Source organism: Corynebacterium sp. HMSC034H07 (assembly GCF_001815175.1).
Lineage (GTDB): Bacteria > Actinomycetota > Actinomycetes > Mycobacteriales > Mycobacteriaceae > Corynebacterium > Corynebacterium hiratae.
On sequence record NZ_KV819499.1, the window covers coordinates 46,353 to 67,420 of the forward strand.

Sequence of the window (21,068 nt, forward strand, 5' to 3'; positions counted from 1 at the left end):
GAGGTGGAGAAATTGGTACTCTTGTGGTGACTGTGTGAAAAGAGATTACAGAAGGGCAGAAGTGTATGACCAATCCTTTTGATCCGAAACCGGATGACAACGGCTCCCACGGCGGGTTCGGCAACAATCCGGGAAACAACGCCAATAACTCCTCGGGAAACAATGGCGGCCTGCCGCGGTATGAACCCACCACGCACCCAGAGGATCAGGCTGGCTTCGGCCAGTCCGGCAGTTATGGCAATTACGGTGGCGAGTCCTACGGCGCTCAGCCCTATGGTGGCAATTCCTATGGCGCCTACAACGCCGGTCAGCCGGGATACGCCGGGGCAAGCTACGGAGGCGATTCCGGATATGAGGGCCCTGGTCCGGGCGCCGGCCCTGCCTACACGGGCCCAGTCAGCGCCCTAGAGGCGATCAAATGGGGCTTCAAGGCTGCGCTGGGTAATGCGATGCTGTGGGTGCTGGGTGCTGTCGTGGTGTTCTTTATTCAGGTTATTCCACAAATTGGCATCAGCGTTGGCGAGCAGAACGCCGATGGTACGGGCGCGAGCGTCATGGTGAGCTTCTTCTCCTTTGCCGTGTCTATACTCTCCATCGTTATCTCTTTGATTGTGTACCGCTTGGCCTATCGCGAGATCGATAAGCCAAGCCCCACGTGGGGCACTCTTTTCCAAGGTGTTCGCTGGGTGTCGCCGCTTGTGGTGAACCTGGTCCTGGGTATTCTTGGCGCTATAGCCCTCGTGATTGTTGTCGTCATTGTGTTTGCTGTGGGCTTCGGCGGGGCCTCTGCAATGGATATGCAGAACGTCGAGAACCTCGGAGACGGGGAGATTCTCGCGCTCGTCGGTTCCATCTTCGGTATTCTCGCCGTGCTCATGCTGATCGGGCTATTCATCCAGCCCTTCTTTACCCTCATGCCCTGGTTGGCAGCGGATACCTCCTCAATCGGTGAGGCGTTCTCGCAGGGGCTCAAGCTAGGCAAACAGAATTACAGCCACATCCTGCTGTTCATCGTTCTTACGGCTCTCATGTTTGCCGCGTCCTTCATCACGTTGGGCTTGGCGCTGGTAGTCATCGCACCGGCTATGCAGCTGGCAACCGCGCACCTGTGCCGCCAGTGTCAAGGGCGTTATGCCCCCGCAGCCTAAACACTAAAGGCCACACGTAGCGCATTTAACGCGCGCCGCCGCCCTGACTGTCCTCTTCGGATAGCCCTTTCACAGAGGAGGGCCTAGACAAGGAGGCCGGTCAGTGGCGGCTTTGGCGTTTTGAGTGTCGCGCTGGGGCACGCGTGTTGATCAGAGGGAGCTGACTAGGGAGACGAAAAGAGGTCCCGAGAGCGCTCGACGGCGTCCTCAAATGCGCTGGTGACCAGTGTCCCGAAAGTGCGGTATTCATCGGCGCGGGCGGCAGAGGAGCGAAAAACGAGCCCCACCTGGCGCTCTGCTGTTACCGAAGGGGCAAAGCGAGCAACGGCAAGCTGCGGGTTCTGGCATTCCGTAACGAGTGCGGATTCAGGTACGAGTGTGGCGCCGAGGTTTCCCATGACAAGCTGCAAAATAGTGGTCAATGACGAGGCGCGCGTGACGGCGTTGGTGGCCTCGGAGGGGTTCACTTTCGCGCGGCGGCACAGGTCGAGGACTTGGTCGCGGAGGCAGTGGCCGTCATCAAGCAAGAGCAAATCGAGATGCTCGAGCTCCGACAGCGTGAGGTCATCGCGCCCTGCGAGTGGATGCGCCGCTGGAGTTACTGCGGTGAAGGCCTCGGTGTAGAGAGGGATCTCCACCATGCCGGGAGCCTCAGTGGGTAGTGCAGCAACGGCTAAGTCAAGGTTTCCTTCGCGCAGCTTATCCAGAAGATGCTGGGTTTGCTCCTCGACGAAGCGGGGCTCCAAATCGGGGTAAGCATCATCGATGGATCGCAACAGACCCGGCAAGATATAGGGCGCGATGGTCGGGATGATGCCGATGGTGAGGGGACCGGTGAGTGTGCCGTTGGCGCCGCGGGCTTGGCTCAGGAAGGCATCGGAGGCTTCGAGGGCCGCCTTTGCATAGGGCAGGAGCATTTCGCCGGTGGACGTCACGATGACCTTGCGGGTGGAGCGTTCAATGAGCTGCACTCCCAGTCCTTGCTCGAGCGCGACGAGGGCTTGGGAGAGCGAAGGCTGGGAGATATCGAGCTTGGCGGCCGCGGAGCCAAAGTGCTTGTTCTCTGCGATCGTGACGAAGGTACGCAACTGGGCGAGGGTCGGACGATACTCCTTATTGTTCATGCCTATAACTGTAACACTTCTAATTCGTCGGTCCTATTGACGCGCGAAGCCTTCCGTGGCATACTTGGCAGGTGAGCGACCGCGTACCTGCTAAAAGGCAGATTGGTGTGTGGTTGTAGAGAGTTGCATCACAGTTATGCATTGTTGTGACACTATAAGGAGTTGAGCCTTTAATGCCTATCCTGACCGTTGGCGAGAAGTTCCCAGAGTTCGAGTTGACCGCACTGAAGGGCGGTGACCTCCACGACGTTAACGCTAACCAGCCGGAGGACTACTTCGAGCAGGTATCTCTGGACAAGTACCAGGGAATGTGGAAGGTTGTGTTCTTCTACCCGAAGGACTTCACCTTCGTCTGCCCGACTGAAATTGCGGCCTTCGGCAAGCTGAATGAGGAGTTCTTGGACCGCGATACCCAGGTCCTTGGCGGCTCCACCGATAACGAGTTCGCACACTTCAACTGGCGTGCAACCCACCCGGAGCTGAAGGAAGTTCCGTTCCCGATGTTCTCTGATATTCGCCACGACCTGATCCGTGCCCTCGGTGTGGAGAATGCCGACGGTGTTGCTGACCGCGCTACCTTCATCATCGACCCGGACGGTGTTATCCAGTTCGTGTCCGTGACTCCGGATGCTGTCGGCCGCAACGTGGATGAGGTTCTGCGTGTGCTGGACGCCCTGCAGTCCGAAGAGGTCTGTGCCTGCAACTGGGAGGCTAATGACCCGACCAAGAACATCGACAAGCTCGAGGTTGTTCAGTCCGCTCTGTAAAGCAGCACTAAGCACAACCGTCCAACCTTAAAGGAGTTACATCAATGTCCATCGAAAACCTGAAGTCCGCGCTTCCGGCATATGCCAAGGATCAGAAGCTCAACATCGGTACCCTTACTCGTACGACCGAACTGAACGAGGAGCAGTTGTGGGGAAGCTTGGTTGCTGCCGCGGCCGCTACCCGCAATGACTTGGTACTGTCGGAGATTCTTGAGGAAGCCCGCGAGCACCTCAGCGAAGAGGCAATTGACGCAGCTCTCGGCTCTGCCACGGTGATGGCTATGAACAATGTGGCCTACCGCGCAAAGAGCTGGTTGGGCGATGACTTTGCTCAGGTCAAGTTCGGTCTTCGCATGAACATCATCGCTAAGCCTGGCGTGGAGAAGGCCACGTTTGAGCTGTGGAGCACCGTGGTCTCCGCCATAAACGGCTGCGAGCACTGCCTGTCCGCTCACGCCAACACTCTCTTGGAAGAGGGCGTGACCAAGGAGCAGATCTGGGAAGGTATCAAGGTAGCTGGCGTCATCGAGGCTGTGGCCCAGGCGCTGCAGGCCGAGGCCGTGCGCACCGCTGAGTAAAACCAGCTAGCACTTTTCTAGCTAAACGTAGAGTCCCACTGCCCGCATTAGGCGGGAGGTGGGGCTTTCTGTTTTGGCCCATCGGGGAGGGGCGTCGGTGCGTAGAGGTCGCGTCGGGCGGCTCTTTTCTGCCTAGCCGACGACCCCGCCGATAGCGACGCCGATGCCATAAGTGACGGCCAGGCCCAGTGCGCCACCGATGACGAGGCGGAGGACGGAGCGCCCGGTGTTCGTGTCAGCGAGGCGGGCGGAGACGTAGCCTGTGATGGCAAGGGCAAAAAGTGTCACGATGGCCACAACGATTACCGCCTTGTCCATCGGCGCGAGGAAAATAGATAGAAGGGGCAGCGCAGCGCCGGCGAGGAAGGATACTGCGGACCAGAAAGCCGCATGCCAGGGATTGGTCAGATCCTCGCCGTCGATGCCCATTTCAAGTCGGAGGTGTGCCTCCAGCAGCCGATCCTCGGCGGCGATTTCGCGCGCTGCGGTGTCTGCGGTATCAGTTCCCATGCCGTAGCTGGCAAGCATGGAGACGAGCTCAGCATGTTCTTGTTCGGGGATTTCCGCCAGCTCGCGGGTCTCCTTGTCGATCATCATCCGCTCGGAGTCGCGCTGCGCGGACACCGAGACGTATTCTCCGAGCGCCATGGAGGCGGCACCGGACACGGTAGCAGCCAAGCCTGCGGTGAGGATGGCGCTTGCCGACGCCCCCGAGCCCACCACTCCGAGTAGAAGCGCGGCGACGGAGACGATACCGTCGTTGGCGCCGAGAACGCCTGCCCGCAAAGAGTTGAGACGTGCGTTGTGCGAAGATCCGTGGGGTTCGTTGCCATGGTGGGGCATTGCCAGCTCCTCGAAGTCTAGGGTGTCCGCATCGTGCTCTAGGGCTCTCGCAATTGTCTAGAGAACTTTCTATTCTCCAGTATTGTTGCTGGTCAACGTCCTGTAAAGCGTGTGTAGGCTTAGCTCAAGTGGGAAAGTGGAGGCTTAGGTAATAGTTCCAGTCCACTCGCCGCACGGCGCGCCGTCCACAGACAGACCCATGGTGAAAACCTGGTCGGTGAGTTCAAAATGAGCCGTTGGCACGGTGACTACGAGCTCTTCGGGGGTGTAGATGTAGTGATAATCGACGGGCCGGTGGGCATCCCTGGTGTCCTCACCAAAGGAAGCGATTTCCATGGAGGCGAGCTGGTCTTGCTCAAAGTGGATGATGAGTTGAAGATCGAGGGTGTGTAGCTTAAACACGACGTCACGGTGGTGGGGAAGGCCTCCGAGAAGCCAGTGGACCGTGACGGCGTCATCCTGCGTTTCAAAGTGAACGCCTGCGAGGCGAATACTGGTGGCTGGGGAGTCTGGAGTATTCATAGCGCCACCCACTGTACTCCCCATGCCACTACTTGAAATCGAGAGAAAAGTATTCAGATTTGGTGAGATGCAGGACCTTCTCGAAGAGCCAGCAAAAGAGCAGCGCAAGGGCGAGTGGCAGGACGAGGTATACAAAGGTGATGATCATTACGTTGCCAGCGCTCCAGCCCCAGCCTTCGTAGTTGAGGGCGGCCAAGGGGCCCATGAGGCCGGAGATGCCGAAGCCAGCGGAAATCGGGGTACCGGAAATCCCTAGGGCGCCGCCGACGCCGCCCAAGACGGCCGCGGAACAAATTACCGGGAGGAAGGTCACTGGTTTGGACAGCATATTGGCCATCTGCACCTTGGGGGAACCGAGGACGTGCAGGATGGAGGTGGCGAAGCCGTTGACGCGCCAACCAGCAACCAGGAGGGTAAATCCGGCGGCCACGGCGCCCAGGTTGGCGGTACCGGAGGCAACGCCGTCAATGAAGATGGCAGTGGCAATGCCAACGGTGGAGACTGGGGAGACGATCATGACGGCAAAAAGAATAGCGAGGACCACGCCCATGAGGACTGGCTGCAAGGTGGTTGCGCCGTTGACCAAGTTGCCCAACCACAGGGTGAAGACCTTAACAACGGGGAAAGTGACTACCCATCCAATCGTGCCCGCGACCAGAGTCACAATGGTGGAGAGCAGTAAGATTGAGTAGTTCTTGAGCTTGTCACCGATAAAAAGAAGCAGTCCCACCGCGATGGCTGCGGTAAGTCCTGAGTTGATCACAAGGCCAGTGCCTTTGAGGAAGAAGCCACCCTCGGGATTCACTGTGGCCACGCCGGAGCCGCAGAAGGAGGCAATACCCACCGCGGCGGTTTGGATGGGAGTCATCTTGAATTCGATGCCGATGAGGACGCCGATCATGACGGGCAAAAGGCTAGCGGCCAAACCGGTGAGGGCCATGACGGTGGCGGCACCAGACCAGAAGGGCAGCAGTGCCTTGGCCAGTTCGCCCAGTAGGGCTTGCGGAACCAGTGACACCACGACGGCGATGGAGATGCCGTTGAGGACCTTCATGGTGAAGGAACCGGGTGTGAGGCGCTCGGCCGCGGGGGCAGCGCTGGCGTGTGGGATAGGGGAAAGCTTGCGTTCGTCTATCTGCTGTGGCGTGGTCATCCCTCAATCATACGCATAATATGCGATGGGTAGAAAATATTAATGCAGGCAAGGGGGTATTAATATTCCCTGCTTATGCGCCCTAGTACTCCACGCTCAGCTCAGATAGCCGTACTTCCCCGGCTTCATCGGAGGCATCGAGATCTACGGTGCCAACGAGCTGATAGGAGTTATCGCCCTCTGGGTCCTTAAGAATCTGACGCACGGTCCACGACCGCGAGCCGCCAACGCCACGAGCGCCCGAGCCCGTGTCGCCCTTGTCTAAGACAAAGTATTCCTGCCCCCTAGCCGCTGGCCCAGTGTCGATGTCATCGTAGTCATCGAAGTAGTCATCGAGGGCACGGCCAAAGTCAGGAATCTCCTCTAAGTAGTCCAACAGGTCTGCCAAGCGCTCTTCCTTCTCCAACGCAAAGAGCTGTGCAAGGCGGAAGAAGTAATTGCGCACCATGATGCTGAAAGCCCGCTGATTAGCGGTCAAGGCGGTGGGATCCTCGACTCCGAAGGCCAACTCGCGGTCCAAATCCTCCTGGGAAATGGGGGAGTCCTCGCCAGCCATCTCAGCCCACTCGTCGACAAGCGAAGAATCGACTTGGCGGATAAGCTCTCCGAGCCAGACGATGATGTCCTCGAGTTCCTCTGTGAGGAATTCCGCGGGGATGGACTGCTTGAGAGTACGCCACGCATCGGTGAGGTAGCGCAAAATGACGCCTTCCGAGCGGGCAAGACCGTAGGTGGCGACGAGATCGGAAAAAGTCATGGCGCTCTCCAGCATGTCGCGCACCACCGACTTAGGCCGCAGCTCGAACTCTTTGGCCCATGGGTTGGTCTGGCAGAAGGTCTCATAGGATTGTTCGAGGAGCTCTTCTAGGGGCTTTGGCCACGTGATGTCTTCCACGATGGCCATGCGCTCGGTATAGTCCACGCCCTCAGCTTTGAGCGCCGCGATTTCCTCACCGCGCCGCTGCTTCTGTTGGGCAATGAGCACCTGGCGTGGATCATCCAGCACCGATTCAAAGACAGAGATGACATCGAGGGCATAGGATTCGGACTCGGGATCCAGCAAGGTGAGCGCCGCCAGCGCGAAGGGCCCTAAAGGCTGGTTGAGGGCGAAATCGCGCGGCATCTCACGCACCACGTGGTAGGGGCGGCCGTAGATGTCGAGTCCCTTCGTAGACTTTTGCACCACGCCCGAATTAAGGAGGCCACGGAACAGACTCAACGCTGTGAGGATGTCCTCGTTCTGGCGGGCACGCGTGTTATGGCTCGTGCGGAGCAGGTGCTTGAGATGCTCATAACCGTTGCCATGGCGCGCAAGTACGTTGAGCAACAAGGAATTGGACACTCGGAACTGGGAGGTCAGTTGCTCCGGTTCGGCGTCGATAAGCCGTGCGTACGTCTGTTCCGACCATGACACTTCACCGTCGCGCGCGGACTTCTTCTTCAGCTTCTTGAGCCTTGCTGGGTCATCGCCCACACGGCGCCGCGCCTTGGCGTTCTCAATCTCATACTCCGGCGCCTGCACGACGACGGTGCCTTCCGTGTCATAACCCGCGCGTCCCGCGCGCCCGGCAATCTGGTGAAACTCACGGGATTTTAGAATGCGTTGGCGGGTCCCGTCGTACTTGGCCAAACCCGTCATCAGCACTGTGCGGATGGGGACGTTGATGCCCACCCCCAAAGTATCGGTGCCGCAAATAATCTTGAGAAGGCCCTTCTGAGCCAGGCGCTCAACCAAGCGCCGGTACTTCGGCAGCATGCCAGCGTGGTGGACACCGATTCCCTTACGCAGAAGCTTAGAGAGGTCTTTGCCAAACGTCGTGGTGAAGCGGAAGCCCGCGAGCTCCGCGGCAATGGCCTCCTTCTCCTCGGCAGTGATGATCTTCGACAACGAAGTGAGCGCCTGCGCACGCTCTGAGGCTTCGCGTTGGGAGAAGTGGACGACGTAGATGGGCGCCTTGCCATCGGCGAGCAATTCTTCGATTGTTTCGTGGACCGCGGAAAAGACATAAGAGAAGTCGAGGGGCACTGGGCGAGTTGTTCCCGCTACCAGAGTCGTCGTGCGGCCGGTACGCTCCGTCAAATCCTTCTCCAGCCAGGCGGTATCACCCAGGGTGGCGGACATGAGCAGGAACTGGGCCTTCGGTAGCTCCAGGAGCGGTACCTGCCAGGCCCAGCCGCGATCGGGCTCGGAGTAGTAGTGGAACTCGTCCATGATCACTTGATCGATGGCGGCTTCCGCGCCATCGCGTAGCGCAATATTGGCCACGATCTCAGCGGTGGCGGCGATAATCGGGGCGGAGCCATTGACCGTGGCATCGCCGGTCATCATGCCGACGTTCTCGGGGCCGAAAATCTCGCAGAGAGCGAAGAACTTTTCGCTCACCAAGGCCTTGATGGGAGCGGTGTAGAAGCTGCGCTGGCCGCGGGCTAATGCAATAAAGTGGGCGGCGTTGGCCACCATGGACTTACCAGAACCGGTGGGGGTGGCCAAGATGACGTTATCCCCGGCGAGAACGCCAAGGGAGGCCTCTTCCTGCGCCGGGTAAAGCGAGATACCGCGGCCGGAAGTCCAAGACAAAAATGTGTCCCAGATGGCCTCATCAACCATCGACTCGGGGACTTCGGCGAGATCGGGCAACATCTGAGAAAGGTTCACCCGTCCCACCTTAGGCGAAAAGCTCTATAGAGCAGAGCGCGTCGGCCCTGCGCCCCAACTTCACCGCCTTGCCAGTTGCCGTACAGCCGGGGCAAGACATGCTTAGACGTCGTCATCCATGTCTAAGCCGGGGCCTTCATCGCGGCCGTAGTTGTCTTCGCGGTCATCGATATCTTCGGACAGAATGTCCGAGCTGTCATCGAGGCCAGCAAGAAAGGCCTCAAAGTCCGCACCGATCTCCTCGCCGGTGGGCATGTGCTCCTCACCTGGCATGATGGCCTGCGGGTGGCGGGAGCGGTAGCGCTCCATGTAGGCATCGTACTGCTCTTCCAACTGGCGCACGACGCCAGCGATCTCCTCAGAATCGGTAACCTGCTCCTCCAACTGCTGGTTGATGCGAGCAACGTCCGCTTCCAGGCTGCCCAGCGGAATGTTGAGGTCAGCTGCCGTGGCGACCGAATCCAGCAGCCGTAGCGTGGCGGCCGGGTAAGGGGACGCCGCAAGGTAGTGCGGAACATGAGCGGTGTATCCAGCAACGCGACGGCCCTTCTTATCCAAGGCTCGCTCGATATACAGGGCGGCGGCGCCGGGGACCATCATGGTGGATTCCATGCGCACCATGGAGTTTAGGAGCTCTGGCTCATTGCCGTGCGCCGTGACCACGGTGGGGCGGGTGTGCGGCACCGGCATAGGGGCCGAGTACAGCATGATGGTGTTCTTGATATCGAACTTTTCTACCAAGTTCACCACCGCGTCCGTAAATGCTTCCCAGCGCAAGTCCGGTTCCGGTCCAGAAAGCAGCAGGAAAGGTGTGCCGGAGTTATCCCGCAGCACCTTGATGCCCAGATCGGTGTTTTCAATCTCTACCGTGCGGTCGTGGTCAATGGTGACGGCGGGGCGGCGAGAGCGGTAGTCAATAAGCTCGTCATTATTAAACGAAGCCAGCTGGCGGTTCTCTAACGCGGCCTTGAGGTGATCAGCACTGGCTTCGACGGCCTGGCCCGCATCGGCATAGCCATTCATGGCCACGATCATCGTAGGGCCATTGTCTGGGGCGGAATCGTCCTTGACCACTGGTGCGGGATACTCCAGCTCATACATGCGGCCCTGTTCTTCCTGCATGATTGTGACTCCTCCTTCTATCCGTGCGCTTCTTTAGAAGCGTACGGACTTAATCAGCGTTCTGTGCCGTGCAACGCTGTAGGGCTACTACCTATTCCCAGCTGCGATTGTGCGTTCCTTGCCAAGCCGAGCTGGGATTGATCATGGGCACTGGTGATGATCGTTCAAGCATGCCACATGGCCATCCGTTGTGCCAGCATGTCGAGTTGGTGGGTGTGAATAACTTGGCTCTTTCCCTCGGATTGCAGACCAGTCCGGACTAGTTATCCACAGATTCTCCGTGTGTGGCGTGATCCCCCTAGCGTCCTGTGGCAGCCCTGGTTCAGGGTACAAGTATGAGCACATTCTCAACGCACACAGATAACACCCCACCGATTACGACACCTGGTCATCTCCTTGCTAACATCCCCGGACTCCTTGGCTTCTATCCCACCGAATCGGTGGTATTCATGGCCATTGACCCCCCCCCGCGCGGCCCGGCCATGGGTCCGCTCGCCCGCGTCGATATCCCCGATGCCGCCGGAGCCCTGCCAGACATCGCGGCGATGCTGGCAGAGAATGCCCGCGAAGGCGTCTTCGCCTTCCTCATTTCGCAGCGCCCGCTTACTGAATTACGGGAGGTGACCCACTGGCTCTACGGCCTGGATCGTTCCTGTGACGGGTTGGAGATTGACGCGGCCTGGTACGCCAAGGAAATCACCAAACATGAGCCCTACGTTCTGTTGCACGGAACCGTCAACGCAGATGGGAGCGGGCCGATGAAAAAGTGGGTAGAAGGCACTATACCGGCGCTTACCGACGCCTCCTCGATGCGCTCCTGCGTCAATCACAATGTTGTTCCAGAGCTCAATAGGGAAGAATTCTTTGCCATTTTCGCGCCGGGAAACCCACACCTGGATTCTGCCGAAGCAGAAGCCCTGAGCCGGCAAGCACGCGATACCGCGACTCAGTTTCGCGCCCAGGTGGCCGCGGCGAAAGGGAAGAAGCGCAAGGAACTCCTTGAGCACTTTGTGGATGATGCTCAGTGGGCGCTTCACCAGGTGGCGTCTGTGGAGGAAGCCGAAGAAGATGTAGAGCTGTTGGCATCATGCGCCGTGTGGCTGTCGACGACGTGGACGCGCGACCTCGTGGTGGGCATCTGTGCGGAGGCTGGCGAAACCGGTGCGTACCTTCTCCTAGCAGCAGCACGCACATTCGGCGAAGAATTACGGGCGAATGCTCTGACCCTGTTTGCCCTGGCACACATGGAACAGGAGTGGGACATCCTGGCTGGACCGGCACTGCAGCTCGTCACGGAAGAGTTCCCTAGTCACCGCTTAGGATCGTTGTTGTGCCAGGCTTATCGCCACGGGTTGCACGAAAAGATACGCGCTTCGATCCACACGGGCGCGCGCAAAGCTTTTGACAACGCGGTAGGGGATGCGGCCCAGGAGGGTGATGCTAACGCTGAGCGGAGTGCGCCCGCTCGCCGAGCTGCTGGGTAAAGTTCCACGCATCCGTCACGATGGTGGTCAAGTCGGTGCGGCTCGGATCCCATCCGAGCTCGGACTTAATCTTGTCCGAGGAGGCCACGAGGGTTGCGGGATCTCCTGCGCGGCGGGGCGCCAGCTCAGCGGGGATGGGGTGTCCGGTGACTTCGCGGCAGGCCTCAATGACCTGCTTGACAGAGTAACCGTCTCCGGAGCCGAGGTTATAGATGCGGTGTGTACCCGCAGCGTTGCTTTCAAGCGCGAGCACATGAGCGTCGGCCAGGTCACGGATGTGGATGTAATCGCGGACGGCGGTGCCGTCGGCAGTGTCGTAGTCATCGCCGAAAATGAAGATCTTGTCGCGATGGCCAAGTGCTACCTGCAATACAAGCGGAATGAGGTGGGTTTCCACCTCGCGGTTCTCGCCAATGCTGCCGTAGGCACCGGCGACGTTAAAGTAGCGCAACGACGTCGCCCCCAAGCCGTAGGCCTGGGCATATGAGGTGATCATGTAGTCGATTGCGAGCTTGGATGCGCCATAAGGATTCGTCGGCTTCGTAGGCATCGTCTCTGTGATCGGAACCTGTGCAGGCTCGCCGTACGTTGCCGCGGTCGAAGAAAACACAAGATTGGTGACTCCGAATTCGCGCATGGCGTTGAGCAACTGCAGCGTCGTGACGACATTGTGCTGCCAATAGTCAGCCGGAGCCTCAACGGATTCGCCAACGAGGGAGCGAGCGGCAAAATGCACAACGCCGTCGAAGCCTCCTTCAGATAGCACTTCACGAGCGACATCGGCCACGTCACCCTCGACGAGGCGGGCCTGCTCTGGGATAGCTTCGCGGTTGCCGGTGGAAAAGTTATCGATGATGGTGACGTCGTGCCCCTTCTCCACGAGGACGGCCGCGCACACGCTGCCGACATAGCCGGCACCGCCAGTAACAAGTAGCTTCATCGCCTTAGTCCTCCTTGACTCGGATAGCGTGCGCGAGGTCGTCGACAAGCTCGACGGTGTGGCCCGACTCCGTGGTCAGCGTAATCGTTCCGCTTTCATTGACCACGGTAACCTTCGAACCAACCTGAATACCGCACGAGTAAAGCTCGTGGAAAGTCGAGTTATCCGCCTGCAAAACCTCGTTGATCTGGACGATGGTGGCTGCAGTCTTTTGCCCGGTGGGAAGATCGATGGCGCGAGTCCCCAGGTCGAGTTCCGCGGGGGTCATGCCAAGCTGCGCCAAACCTGGGATGGGGTTGCCGAAGGGGGAGCGGGAAGAATCCTCAAGAACGGCTATGACTCGCTTCTCTACCTCTTCGCTCATGACGTGCTCCCAACGGCAGGCCTCATCATGAACCTTGTGAATATCGAGGCCCAGGACGTCCGTGAGCAAGCGCTCAGCGAGGCGGTGCTTGCGCATGACATTGGTGGCCAGTTCGCGACCTTGCTGGGTGAGGTCGAGGCTGCGGTCCGTGCGCACGTGGAGCAGGCCATCGCGCTCCATGCGAGCCACAGTCTGGGACACAGTCGGCCCAGATTGCTCTAGGCGCTCTGCAATGCGAGCACGCAGTGGGGTAATTCCTTCCTCTTCGAGCTCATAAATGGTTCGCAGATACATTTCCGTGGTGTCAACTAGATCCCTCACGTGGGCTTACCTTTCTGCGTTGTCGGCGGTCCGTAGCCACATAGGTTTAGGCGCGGTAATAGGAGTGTATTAAGAGAATATCTTAAACAATAGCGTATTTTTTCAGGGCTTAGCGCACGCAGCGCTGCACGCTGCGCGGGGTGAATAGGAAGATATGGACAAAGAGATTCACGGCCCTCGAGAAATGACGAAAGCCACCGAGCATCGACCTCCCCGAGCCCAGCCAACAATTTAGGTGGGCAGGAGGGATGAACCTCGATGGCTAGCGCCAAGCTATGAAACAGAACTTAAAGCGCGTATTCGCGGAGACGATCGGCGCGGTTGCCCTCCCGCAGCTTGGCCATGACCTCGCGCTCAATCTGGCGAACACGCTCGCGGGAGAGACCGAACTTGCGTCCAATCTGATCGAGGGTGCGCGGAACACCGTCGTCCAAGCCATAGCGCAGGCGGATGACATCCTGCTCACGCTCCTCGAGGGAGCCGATGACGGAGCGGATATCAGAGTGGCGCATGGATGCCACCACGGCGGTTTCCGCATCGGTTGCCTCGGCATCCTCAATGAAGTCACCCAACGGTGCTTCTTCATCGGTGCCCACAGGCATATCCAGGGAGACGGGATCGCGAGACTGGCGCAGCAGCATTTCGATCTTGGACTCTTCGATGCCGGATTCCTCGGCCAGCTCCTCATTCGTAGCCTCGCGGCCCAGGGACTGATACATCTCGCGCTTGATGCGGGAAAGCTTATTGACCTGCTCTACCAGGTGCACCGGGAGGCGGATGGTGCGGGACTGGTCAGCCATGCCGCGGGTAATGGCCTGGCGGATCCACCACGTGGCGTACGTGGAGAACTTGAAGCCCTTGGCATAGTCAAACTTCTCCATCGCACGAATCAGGCCCAAGTTTCCTTCCTGGATGAGGTCCAGCAGCGGCATGCCGCGGCCGGTATAACGCTTAGCCAAGGAGACCACGAGGCGCAGGTTAGCCTCGAGGAGGTGGGAGCGTGCCTTCTTGCCTTCGCGGGCAAGAATCTTGAGGTCGCGCTTCTCGGCGCGGGTCAGCTTCTCGGCATTGGCGAGCTTGTACTCGGCGTACAGGCCCACCTCGATTGCCTGTGCAAGCTCAACCTCGTCTTCGGCGCTCAACAACGCAGTCTTGCCGATTCCGTTGAGGTAAACGCGGACCAAGTCCGCGGAGGGATTGTCATTAGTCTGGTTACGGCGTGAGCCGCGGTCAACTTCCTGTCCGTCCTCGTCCTGGACGCTAGCAGCGGATGATGTGGCCATCTCATGCCTCCTAAGTTGCGGCTTGGTTCATCTCCTACAACGGACCTTCGGCGAAGATAGTTCCCACCGTTTGAAAAATGTTCACGCATCCCGGTCTGCGAGGTGGGTTTTAGGCCATTTTGGGGGAGGCGCGCCGAGGCTACACCTCAACGAGCACGGTAAACGGCCCCTCATTGACGGAGGAGACCTGCATCATGGCTCCGAAGCGACCTTCCTCCACGGTGATCCCGCGCTCCCGCAGGCGAGCGACAACCCCTTGGATCACCGGTTCCGCCGCGTCTCCGGGTGCGGCATCTGACCACGATGGCCGGCGGCCCTTCGCCGTTCGCCCGTAGAGAGTGAACTGGCTTACCACTAGCACTGGAGCTCCACTGTCAACCACGCTGGTTTCGCCCTCGAGAATGCGCAGCTCGGCGATCTTGCGTGCCATCGTGTCCATCCGCTCCTCCAAGGATCGCCCGTCGGCAGGACCAGCTTCGGCGCCTGCTGTGACATCGTCACGAGAGACACCAATGAGCGCTAGGATGCCGCCGGTGTCGGGACAGCTGATGGAACCGGCAACGTCGCCTTCTACCGTAACGGAAGCTTCAGAAACGCGGGTGAGAACAGCACGCATGGACGGGGATACACAACCTTTCTTGTGGAGAAGTTTTCAGTACGCAAGGAGGCTGATGAGGATACAGCTAACGCGAACTACTTGGTCTACTCGGTGTTGCTAAAAGCTAGCAGCTCCGTGGGGATCAGCAGACCATGGCGGATGAGATCCACGATGGCAGGAAGCGCAGCACTCACCAGTGCGGTCTCATCAAAGCCTTGTGCGGCGGCGTAAAGCTCGATGGTTTCGCCGATGCTCAACCCATGCGGATTAAGCCCAGCGACGATAGCCGCGAGGTGCTCGTCGACATCATGCTGCCAGCGCGGACCGTCGGTCCGGCTCAATCGGAGCGCTGCGCGCTCAAAGCCCATGCCAAGCTCAGCATCTGGCAGGGCCACGTCCTCCCGAGCAACACTGGGGCGCAGCTGAACGTGCTTGGTCTCCAGCTCACCTGGCACCAAAGCGCGCAGCCACTCGACGCGCGCAAAGTATTCTTCCACCTCGGGCCCGAGCGGATCGATGACCGGCTGTGACATTGTCTCCGCCAGAATGTCCGAGGGCTCGTCGTCCCCAATCCGCTGGATGGCTACGAAACCAAACCCAATGCCGGTGACCTCATGGTCGCGGAAGTGTTTGAGCCAACGGCGCGAACGCTCCCTTCCCTCAGGGCTACGAACATCCACGGACTCATCGCTTAACCAGGTGGACACATATAGGGCAGGATCTGCCACGTCGCGTTGAATGATCCATGCGGCTACGCCGGTGTCCGGCAACCACGAGGCAACCCGCTGTTGCCAGGACTCCTCGCCTTGATGGACCCACGCGGCGAGCACGTGCGCGGTTCCTCCAGGGGTGAGGTGTTCCACGGCCTGGGACACCACGAGCTCACTAGCGCCATCGAGGTTGAGGCCGGAATCTCGGTACACATGGCCGACCTCAGGAAGGCCCACCACGAATGGAGGATTGGCCACGATGCGGTCGAAGCGCTCGTGTTGTACCGGCTCGAACCACGAACCCTGGCGCAGTTCGACCCGTTCCTTTGCGTCCGCTGCAGCAACGGTAGCGCGGGCGAGCTCGAGGGCTCGCTCATGGACATCAGTAGCGACGATGCGCTCTGCAGAATCCAGCTGCCCCAGGACCTGCACGCCAGAGCCTGTGCCCAGATCCAGCACCGATGACACCGGAGTAGTGGGAGTCGAATGAAGTAGGGAAAGGCTGGCAGAGCCGACACCCAAGACGTGCTCGGGACCAGGAACGTGGTCCACGAGGGAAGCATCAACATCGGAAAACACCACGCGATTCTTGCCCACGATGACGTGCGGCCGAATGTCGTATGCCACGTAGACAGTGCCGTGATCGTCGGTAAGCGCGACACCGCTGTCAAGCAATTGGGTGGCTAGGCGGGCACCGAGGACGTCGGAAAGCAGCGTGGCCGGCACGTGCTCGTGCAACACAAAGATGCGGATGAGGCGGTCGAGACGGGAGTCGCCGCTAGCACCCAGCGCCACGGCCTCGGGCTCCCCGCGATGTAGGGCTTCGGTGTACTCCGGCCCTAAGTGTCCCGCGATGCCGTCCGCGGTGAATCCCGCGTCAGCAAAGACACGGGCGAGGTCGGCCGCGACATCCGCGACGGGGTGCTCTGGGTTCATCTCCGGGCCAAAAGGAGAAGGCTGTTGTGTGCTCACAAAAGTGTCCTTACATTGCTTCGGGAGGTAAACGGTAAACGTCTAGTCTTCGTGGTCGATGGTGTTTTGCTTCGCCGTATCGTCGTGTGATGACGGCGCGCCGGGAAGCGCTCCATGGGACCGGCTTGTCAGTTGCTCGCGCTGGGCCTGCGCCATTTGCCGGGCCATAGCGGGCTTATAAACAGCCTTCTCGCGCTTGTCTTTCTTTTGACCCCGACCATTGCCAATGACCACAGCGATCCAGGGCAGTGGGAAGGTGACGGCCACGACGAGGGCAGCGGGGATCCACCACTGCCAAACATAAACCATGGCCCCGGCTATCAGGAGGGATGGAACGCGCAAAAACTGCAGTATTGAGTAGATGATCTCGCGGCGATGCCGGTCTTGACCGGGGGCGAGCTTGGCAGTCGTGATGAGGTGCGTCTCGCGGCCGAATCGGCGCCCGCGCCGCTGCCCTGAACGTGGGGTATGGCGGGGGTTATCGCGCGAGTTCGAAGGGGTCATGCCTACTAGCGTAGCTGCAGGACTCGCCAACTTCGATACCGATGCGGCATGATAGGGGGCGTGAGTACGACGACTAAGACTATTGAACGCCCTGATGTCCGCGAGGATACGTCGACCAACGACGACACCCCGAAGTTCTTCCACTATGTGAAGAAGAACCAGATCCTCGATTCCGCGGTCAACGGCAAGTACGTCGTTGCCCTGTGTGGAGAGACCTTCCCGGTGACCAAGCAAGCGAAGCCCGGCTCACCCGTGTGCCCAGACTGCGAGCGCATATATAAGAGCTTGCGCCGCCGTTAAGTCTGACGTCGACGCTCAACCTGCGTCGGCGTAAACCGAAGCGTACGAAAAACTTCACAAGAGCGGGATGTTGGGATAACTAGAGGGGGAAAGTCGCTGACCGTGTCTACTCAGACTCCAGCACAGAGATTTGCCAATAACGGTTCGCTGCGCGTATGGCAACGCGCGGCTTTGGATAAGTTCCTAGCCACCAAGCCGAAGGATTTCATGGCGGTGGCAACGCCAGGCGCAGGTAAGACCACCTTCGCCCTGCGGGTAGCCACAGAGCTCATGGCGGACCGCACCGTAGAGCGCGTCATCGTGGTGGTGCCCACCGAGCACCTCAAAGTGCAGTGGTCGGAATCCGCCTCCCGCGTAGGGCTAGCGCTTGACCCCAAGTTCACAAACTCCTCGGGAGTCAACCCCGCGATGGACGGTGTCGTGGTGACCTATGCGCAGGTGGGCATGCACCCGTACAAGCACCGCGCGGTTGCCTCAGCGCGGCGCACCCTGGTGATCCTTGATGAGATTCACCACGCCGGAGATGCCAAGAGCTGGGGCGATGGCGTGCGGGAAGCCTATGATGATGCGGAGCACCGCCTCGCACTGACTGGTACGCCCTTCCGCTCCGATGACTCGCAGATCCCCTTCGTGCGCTATGAGGAGGACGGGGAAGGCCACCTCGTATCCCGCTCTGATCACACGTATGGCTATGGCGATGCGCTTGCCGACGGTGTCGTGCGCCCCGTGGTCTTCCTCAGCTACTCCGGCGAATCCCGCTGGCGCGACAGCGCCGGTGAGGAACATGCGGCCCGTCTCGGCGATATTCTCAATCCGGAGCAGACCGCCCGCGCCTGGCGCACGGCCCTCGACCCGAAGGGCGAGTGGATCCCCACCGTCTTGCAGGCGGCGCACACGCGGCTGATGCAGATGCGCCGCAACATGCCGGATGCCGGCGGTCTGGTACTTGCTACCGACACGACAACCGCGCGCGCCTACGCCAAGATCCTCAAGCAGATCTCCAATACTCCCGTCTCCGTCATCCTCTCCGATGATCCAGGCTCCTCCGCGCGCATTGCGGAGTTCTCTGAATCCACCGACGAGTGGATGGTGGCCGTGCGCATGGTGTCGGAGGGCGTCGACGTTCCCCGCCTCGCCGTGGGCGTGTACGCCACCTCTGCCTCGACCCCGCTGTTTTTCGCTCAGGCCATCGGGCGTTTCGTGCGCTCCCGCATGCCCGGCGAGACGGCCTCCGTCTTCCTGCCCTCCGTGCCGGTGCTCTTGGGCCTTGCCGAGAACATGGAAAAGCAGCGCGACCACGTCCTGGGAGGGGAGAAGAACCCCGACAAGGAAGGCTGGGACGACGAGCTTCTGGAGGACGCTAACCAGAAGAAGACCGAGCCCGATATGCTCGAGCCTTCCTACGAGTCCCTCGGAGCGGAGGCAGAGTTTTCCGGGCTGCTTTATAACGGCTCGCAGTTCACGACGGGCAATATCACGGACGAAGAGGAAGACTTCCTTGGAATTCCCGGGCTTCTCGACGCCGACCAGGTCAAGGACCTCCTGCGCAAAAAGCAGTCCGAAGAGTTGGACCGCCGCGAGGCAGAAGAGAAGGCGCGCCGGGCTGCGGAAGCAGCAGAGGAACAACGCCGCAAGCTCTACGGCACCCCACATGCACCCAAGCGTGGGGCAGAGGCGTCGGCAAGCGGTGCTGGTTCCCAGCCAGGTGTGGTGGATGAGATTTCCGCGCTGCGCAAAGAACTCAACACGGTGGTGTCTATTACCGCCCAACGCACCGGGCGCCCGCATGGAGCCATCCACACCGAAGCGCGCAAGGCCTGCGGTGGCCCGCCGACTGCGTTGTGCGACGCCGAGCAGCTGCGGGAGCGCATCGATTACCTGCGCAAGTGGTAGCCGGCGCGGCCACGCTATCAACTAGTTGGTTGATGAGAAACTCAACCGGCTACGCGATGGAAACGCTGTGAGCGCGAAGCAGGATGGATAGCAGATGGTCTAAAGGCCAATCACCATCCTCGACGCAATCGCCACAGCAGCGTGGCTAGGAAGGAACACACAATGCAGTCCCTCTATAGAGCAGCCATCTTCTACCTTGTCATGGGGTTGAGCGCCGGCGTGTTCTACCGCGAGTTCACGCGCGCGAACGATTTCCCGGAGGGGCAGTTCACCCAGCTGGGCGTGGCCCATACCCACCTTTTAGCGCTGGGATTCATGATGTTCCTCATCTTCCTTGTGGTGGACAAGGTCTTCGCCGTGTCCCGCAACACGAAGCTTTTTAACTCCTTCTTCTGGTTCTACAACATTGGCGTTGTGCTTACCGTTGGAATGCTCATCTGGCACGGTAGCTTAACTGTGCTGGGGGAGGAATCGACCGCGATGATCGCCGGAATCGCCGGCCTCGGACACATCTTCATCACGGTGGGTCTGGCACTCTTCCTCGTCGCACTTGGCCGCGCATTGAACGAGTCCGCTAACCCTGCCGCCGCAACTTCTGTGAGCGCCTAGCTATGCCCGCGGCTACAACAGAATCCAGCACGGTGGCGCCGACCCGCCGTGACTGGATTAGCCTTGCGGTTTTATCGGTAGGTCTGGGCCTCATCGTCCTCGACGGCACCATCGTCGGCGTGGCATTGCCCGCCATCATCACGGACCTCAACCTGGATATCACCCAGGCACAGTGGGTCAACAGCCTCTACGCGGTAGTGCTTGCCGCGCTGTTGCTATCAACCGGAAAGATCGCGGATAGTTGGGGCCGCAAACGAGCTTTCCTTCTCGGCCTCGCCGTATTCGTAGCAGGCAGCGTGTGGGCTGGTTTCTCCGAAACAGCGGGAATTCTCATCTCGGCACGTGCCGTGCAGGCAGTAGGCGCGGCTTTTATCATGCCCTCCACCCTGTCCACCGTGAACGCCGTATTCCGCGGGAAGTATCGTGCAGCCGCATTCGGCGTGTGGGGCGCCGTCATCTCAGGCGCTGCTGCCGTAGGCCCTCTAGCCGGCGGCGCGCTTACTCAGTGGGTGTCCTGGCACTGGATCTTTCTGGTCAACGTCCCCATCGGCCTTATCGTGGCCGGTGGAGCTGTCCTTACCGTCCGGGAAACCCGCAGCCCAGAGACTCGCCCTGGAGTCGACGTCGACGGCGCACAGTTGAGCGCGATTGCCTTTGGGGCCCTTGTTTTCGCTGTCATCGAGGGGCCCAGCCTTGGCTGGTGGACACCGCAAGCGGAGCTGACTGTGTTCGGTTGGACGTGGCCTACCACCGCGCCGGTATCCGCTGTGCCGGTGGCGCTGCTCATCGCCGCGGTTGGTTTTGCGCTGTTCATCCGTTGGGAGAAGCACCGCGAAAAGGTTCAGCGCTCCGCACTCTTGGACTTGGGGCTATTTTCCTATCCGACGTTCTCGTGGGGAAATACCACCGCCGGTGCGGTAGCCATCGGGGAGTTCGCCATCATCTTCGTCTTGCCGTTATATCTCATTAATGCGTTGGGCTTAAGCGTAATGTCTGCCGGCCTTGTGCTCGCGGCGATGGCCGTCGGAGCCTTCATTTCAGGTGCAGCCGCACGCCACGTCGCTGGGCGCTTCGGCGCCCCTGGCACCGTACTCATCGGCCTGAGCCTCGAGGTCGTCGGAGCTCTTATACTCGCGTTAATTCTCGGTCCCGACACCAGCGGATGGCTCATCGCGCT

20 protein-coding genes are annotated in these 21,068 nt (G+C 60.0%); 8 read left to right on the forward strand and 12 right to left on the reverse strand.

Annotated features, from left to right (window positions below; translation table 11 throughout):
* Positions 1 to 65 precede the first annotated feature (65 nt).
* Positions 66 to 1,148: a hypothetical protein gene (locus HMPREF3009_RS01935; protein ID WP_049157529.1), complete on the forward strand. Its 1,083-nt coding sequence runs from the start codon at positions 66 to 68 to the stop codon at positions 1,146 to 1,148.
* 164 nt (positions 1,149 to 1,312) lie between these two features.
* Here the strand turns inward: HMPREF3009_RS01935 and HMPREF3009_RS01940 are convergent, their stop codons facing one another.
* Positions 1,313 to 2,272 (reverse strand): hydrogen peroxide-inducible genes activator, encoded by a 960-nt coding sequence (locus HMPREF3009_RS01940; RefSeq protein WP_070516885.1) that lies wholly within the window; start codon positions 2,270 to 2,272, stop codon positions 1,313 to 1,315.
* Positions 2,273 to 2,445: 173 nt separating this feature from the next.
* On the opposite strand from HMPREF3009_RS01940, the gene HMPREF3009_RS01945 reads away from it, so the two are divergent.
* Both HMPREF3009_RS01945 and HMPREF3009_RS01950 read left to right on the forward strand, forming a co-directional pair.
* Entirely contained in the window at positions 2,446 to 3,039 is a 594-nt protein-coding gene (locus HMPREF3009_RS01945; protein WP_046648222.1) for a peroxiredoxin, read from the forward strand.
* Positions 3,040 to 3,083: 44 nt separating this feature from the next.
* Complete coding sequence (locus tag HMPREF3009_RS01950; protein ID WP_070516888.1) at positions 3,084 to 3,617, forward strand: alkylhydroperoxidase, AhpD family; 534 nt, start codon at positions 3,084 to 3,086, stop codon at positions 3,615 to 3,617.
* 132 nt (positions 3,618 to 3,749) lie between these two features.
* On the opposite strand, the gene HMPREF3009_RS01955 is transcribed toward HMPREF3009_RS01950, so the two are convergent.
* The 5 genes from HMPREF3009_RS01955 to HMPREF3009_RS01975 all read right to left on the reverse strand — a co-directional run bounded on the left by HMPREF3009_RS01955 (position 3,750) and on the right by HMPREF3009_RS01975 (position 9,913).
* Entirely contained in the window at positions 3,750 to 4,460 is a 711-nt protein-coding gene (locus HMPREF3009_RS01955; RefSeq protein WP_070516890.1) for a VIT1/CCC1 transporter family protein, read from the reverse strand.
* A gap of 144 nt (positions 4,461 to 4,604) precedes the next feature.
* Positions 4,605 to 4,982 carry a hypothetical protein gene (locus tag HMPREF3009_RS01960; RefSeq protein WP_049157524.1) on the reverse strand — a complete coding sequence of 126 codons (378 nt, stop codon included), beginning with the start codon at positions 4,980 to 4,982 and terminating at the stop codon, positions 4,605 to 4,607.
* A 28-nt stretch (positions 4,983 to 5,010) separates the two neighbouring features.
* Positions 5,011 to 6,135: a PTS sugar transporter subunit IIC gene (locus HMPREF3009_RS01965; protein WP_070516891.1), complete on the reverse strand. Its 1,125-nt coding sequence runs from the start codon at positions 6,133 to 6,135 to the stop codon at positions 5,011 to 5,013.
* A gap of 82 nt (positions 6,136 to 6,217) precedes the next feature.
* Positions 6,218 to 8,791: a DEAD/DEAH box helicase gene (locus tag HMPREF3009_RS01970; protein ID WP_070516893.1), complete on the reverse strand. Its 2,574-nt coding sequence runs from the start codon at positions 8,789 to 8,791 to the stop codon at positions 6,218 to 6,220.
* 102 nt (positions 8,792 to 8,893) lie between these two features.
* Entirely contained in the window at positions 8,894 to 9,913 is a 1,020-nt protein-coding gene (locus HMPREF3009_RS01975; RefSeq protein WP_070516895.1) for a PAC2 family protein, read from the reverse strand.
* 335 nt (positions 9,914 to 10,248) lie between these two features.
* On the opposite strand from HMPREF3009_RS01975, the gene HMPREF3009_RS01980 reads away from it, so the two are divergent.
* On the forward strand, positions 10,249 to 11,397 hold the full coding sequence (locus HMPREF3009_RS01980) for a DUF4192 domain-containing protein (RefSeq protein WP_070679662.1): 1,149 nt from the start codon (positions 10,249 to 10,251) through the stop codon (positions 11,395 to 11,397).
* Here the strand turns inward: HMPREF3009_RS01980 and galE are convergent.
* The 6 genes from galE to HMPREF3009_RS02010 all read right to left on the reverse strand — a co-directional run bounded on the left by galE (position 11,354) and on the right by HMPREF3009_RS02010 (position 17,089).
* Positions 11,354 to 12,337 (reverse strand): UDP-glucose 4-epimerase GalE, encoded by a 984-nt coding sequence (gene galE / locus HMPREF3009_RS01985; RefSeq protein ID WP_070516899.1) that lies wholly within the window; start codon positions 12,335 to 12,337, stop codon positions 11,354 to 11,356. The genes HMPREF3009_RS01980 and galE overlap by 44 nt on opposite strands.
* A gap of 4 nt (positions 12,338 to 12,341) precedes the next feature.
* Positions 12,342 to 13,022 (reverse strand): metal-dependent transcriptional regulator, encoded by a 681-nt coding sequence (locus tag HMPREF3009_RS01990; protein ID WP_046648203.1) that lies wholly within the window; start codon positions 13,020 to 13,022, stop codon positions 12,342 to 12,344.
* Between the two features lie 287 nt (positions 13,023 to 13,309).
* Positions 13,310 to 14,305, reverse strand: a complete 996-nt coding sequence (locus HMPREF3009_RS01995; protein WP_046648202.1) for a sigma-70 family RNA polymerase sigma factor — start codon at positions 14,303 to 14,305, stop codon at positions 13,310 to 13,312.
* 139 nt (positions 14,306 to 14,444) lie between these two features.
* A complete protein-coding gene (dtd, locus tag HMPREF3009_RS02000; protein ID WP_070679666.1) occupies positions 14,445 to 14,921 on the reverse strand; it encodes a D-aminoacyl-tRNA deacylase in 477 nt (158 codons plus the stop codon).
* An 86-nt stretch (positions 14,922 to 15,007) separates the two neighbouring features.
* Positions 15,008 to 16,549 carry a DUF7782 domain-containing protein gene (locus HMPREF3009_RS02005; RefSeq protein ID WP_198531100.1) on the reverse strand — a complete coding sequence of 514 codons (1,542 nt, stop codon included), beginning with the start codon at positions 16,547 to 16,549 and terminating at the stop codon, positions 15,008 to 15,010.
* Positions 16,550 to 16,627: 78 nt separating this feature from the next.
* Positions 16,628 to 17,089, reverse strand: a complete 462-nt coding sequence (locus HMPREF3009_RS02010) for a DUF3099 domain-containing protein (RefSeq protein WP_046648197.1) — start codon at positions 17,087 to 17,089, stop codon at positions 16,628 to 16,630.
* Positions 17,090 to 17,137: 48 nt separating this feature from the next.
* Here HMPREF3009_RS02010 and HMPREF3009_RS02015 point away from each other — a divergent pair, with 48 nt between their 5' ends.
* The 4 genes from HMPREF3009_RS02015 to HMPREF3009_RS02030 form a co-directional block, all read left to right on the forward strand.
* Positions 17,138 to 17,389: a DUF3039 domain-containing protein gene (locus HMPREF3009_RS02015; protein WP_046648196.1), complete on the forward strand. Its 252-nt coding sequence runs from the start codon at positions 17,138 to 17,140 to the stop codon at positions 17,387 to 17,389.
* 102 nt (positions 17,390 to 17,491) lie between these two features.
* Positions 17,492 to 19,282: a DEAD/DEAH box helicase gene (locus tag HMPREF3009_RS02020; RefSeq protein WP_070679672.1), complete on the forward strand. Its 1,791-nt coding sequence runs from the start codon at positions 17,492 to 17,494 to the stop codon at positions 19,280 to 19,282.
* Positions 19,283 to 19,444: 162 nt separating this feature from the next.
* On the forward strand, positions 19,445 to 19,891 hold the full coding sequence (locus tag HMPREF3009_RS02025; protein ID WP_070679675.1) for a DUF2871 domain-containing protein: 447 nt from the start codon (positions 19,445 to 19,447) through the stop codon (positions 19,889 to 19,891).
* Between the two features lie 2 nt (positions 19,892 to 19,893).
* A partial coding sequence (locus HMPREF3009_RS02030; RefSeq protein ID WP_232760876.1) for an MFS transporter occupies positions 19,894 to 21,068 on the forward strand: 1,175 nt, incomplete at its 3' end.

What these genes read in the sequence shown, in the direction of transcription:
- HMPREF3009_RS01975 (WP_070516895.1), bottom strand. Translation starts at nt 9,913, where the DNA reads ATGCAGGAAGAACAGGGCCGCATGTATGAGCTGGAGTATCCCGCACCA.
- HMPREF3009_RS01980 (WP_070679662.1), top strand. Translation starts at nt 10,249, where the DNA reads ATGAGCACATTCTCAACGCACACAGATAACACCCCACCGATTACGACA.
- HMPREF3009_RS01960 (WP_049157524.1), bottom strand. Translation starts at nt 4,982, where the DNA reads ATGAATACTCCAGACTCCCCAGCCACCAGTATTCGCCTCGCAGGCGTT.
- HMPREF3009_RS01950 (WP_070516888.1), top strand. Translation starts at nt 3,084, where the DNA reads ATGTCCATCGAAAACCTGAAGTCCGCGCTTCCGGCATATGCCAAGGAT.
- HMPREF3009_RS01935 (WP_049157529.1), top strand. Translation starts at nt 66, where the DNA reads ATGACCAATCCTTTTGATCCGAAACCGGATGACAACGGCTCCCACGGC.
- HMPREF3009_RS02015 (WP_046648196.1), top strand. Translation starts at nt 17,138, where the DNA reads ATGATAGGGGGCGTGAGTACGACGACTAAGACTATTGAACGCCCTGAT.
- HMPREF3009_RS01995 (WP_046648202.1), bottom strand. Translation starts at nt 14,305, where the DNA reads ATGGCCACATCATCCGCTGCTAGCGTCCAGGACGAGGACGGACAGGAA.
- HMPREF3009_RS02025 (WP_070679675.1), top strand. Translation starts at nt 19,445, where the DNA reads ATGCAGTCCCTCTATAGAGCAGCCATCTTCTACCTTGTCATGGGGTTG.
- HMPREF3009_RS01945 (WP_046648222.1), top strand. Translation starts at nt 2,446, where the DNA reads ATGCCTATCCTGACCGTTGGCGAGAAGTTCCCAGAGTTCGAGTTGACC.
- HMPREF3009_RS01965 (WP_070516891.1), bottom strand. Translation starts at nt 6,135, where the DNA reads ATGACCACGCCACAGCAGATAGACGAACGCAAGCTTTCCCCTATCCCA.
- HMPREF3009_RS01955 (WP_070516890.1), bottom strand. Translation starts at nt 4,460, where the DNA reads ATGCCCCACCATGGCAACGAACCCCACGGATCTTCGCACAACGCACGT.
- galE (WP_070516899.1), bottom strand. Translation starts at nt 12,337, where the DNA reads ATGAAGCTACTTGTTACTGGCGGTGCCGGCTATGTCGGCAGCGTGTGC.
- dtd (WP_070679666.1), bottom strand. Translation starts at nt 14,921, where the DNA reads ATGCGTGCTGTTCTCACCCGCGTTTCTGAAGCTTCCGTTACGGTAGAA.
- HMPREF3009_RS02010 (WP_046648197.1), bottom strand. Translation starts at nt 17,089, where the DNA reads ATGACCCCTTCGAACTCGCGCGATAACCCCCGCCATACCCCACGTTCA.
- HMPREF3009_RS01940 (WP_070516885.1), bottom strand. Translation starts at nt 2,272, where the DNA reads ATGAACAATAAGGAGTATCGTCCGACCCTCGCCCAGTTGCGTACCTTC.
- HMPREF3009_RS02005 (WP_198531100.1), bottom strand. Translation starts at nt 16,549, where the DNA reads ATGAACCCAGAGCACCCCGTCGCGGATGTCGCGGCCGACCTCGCCCGT.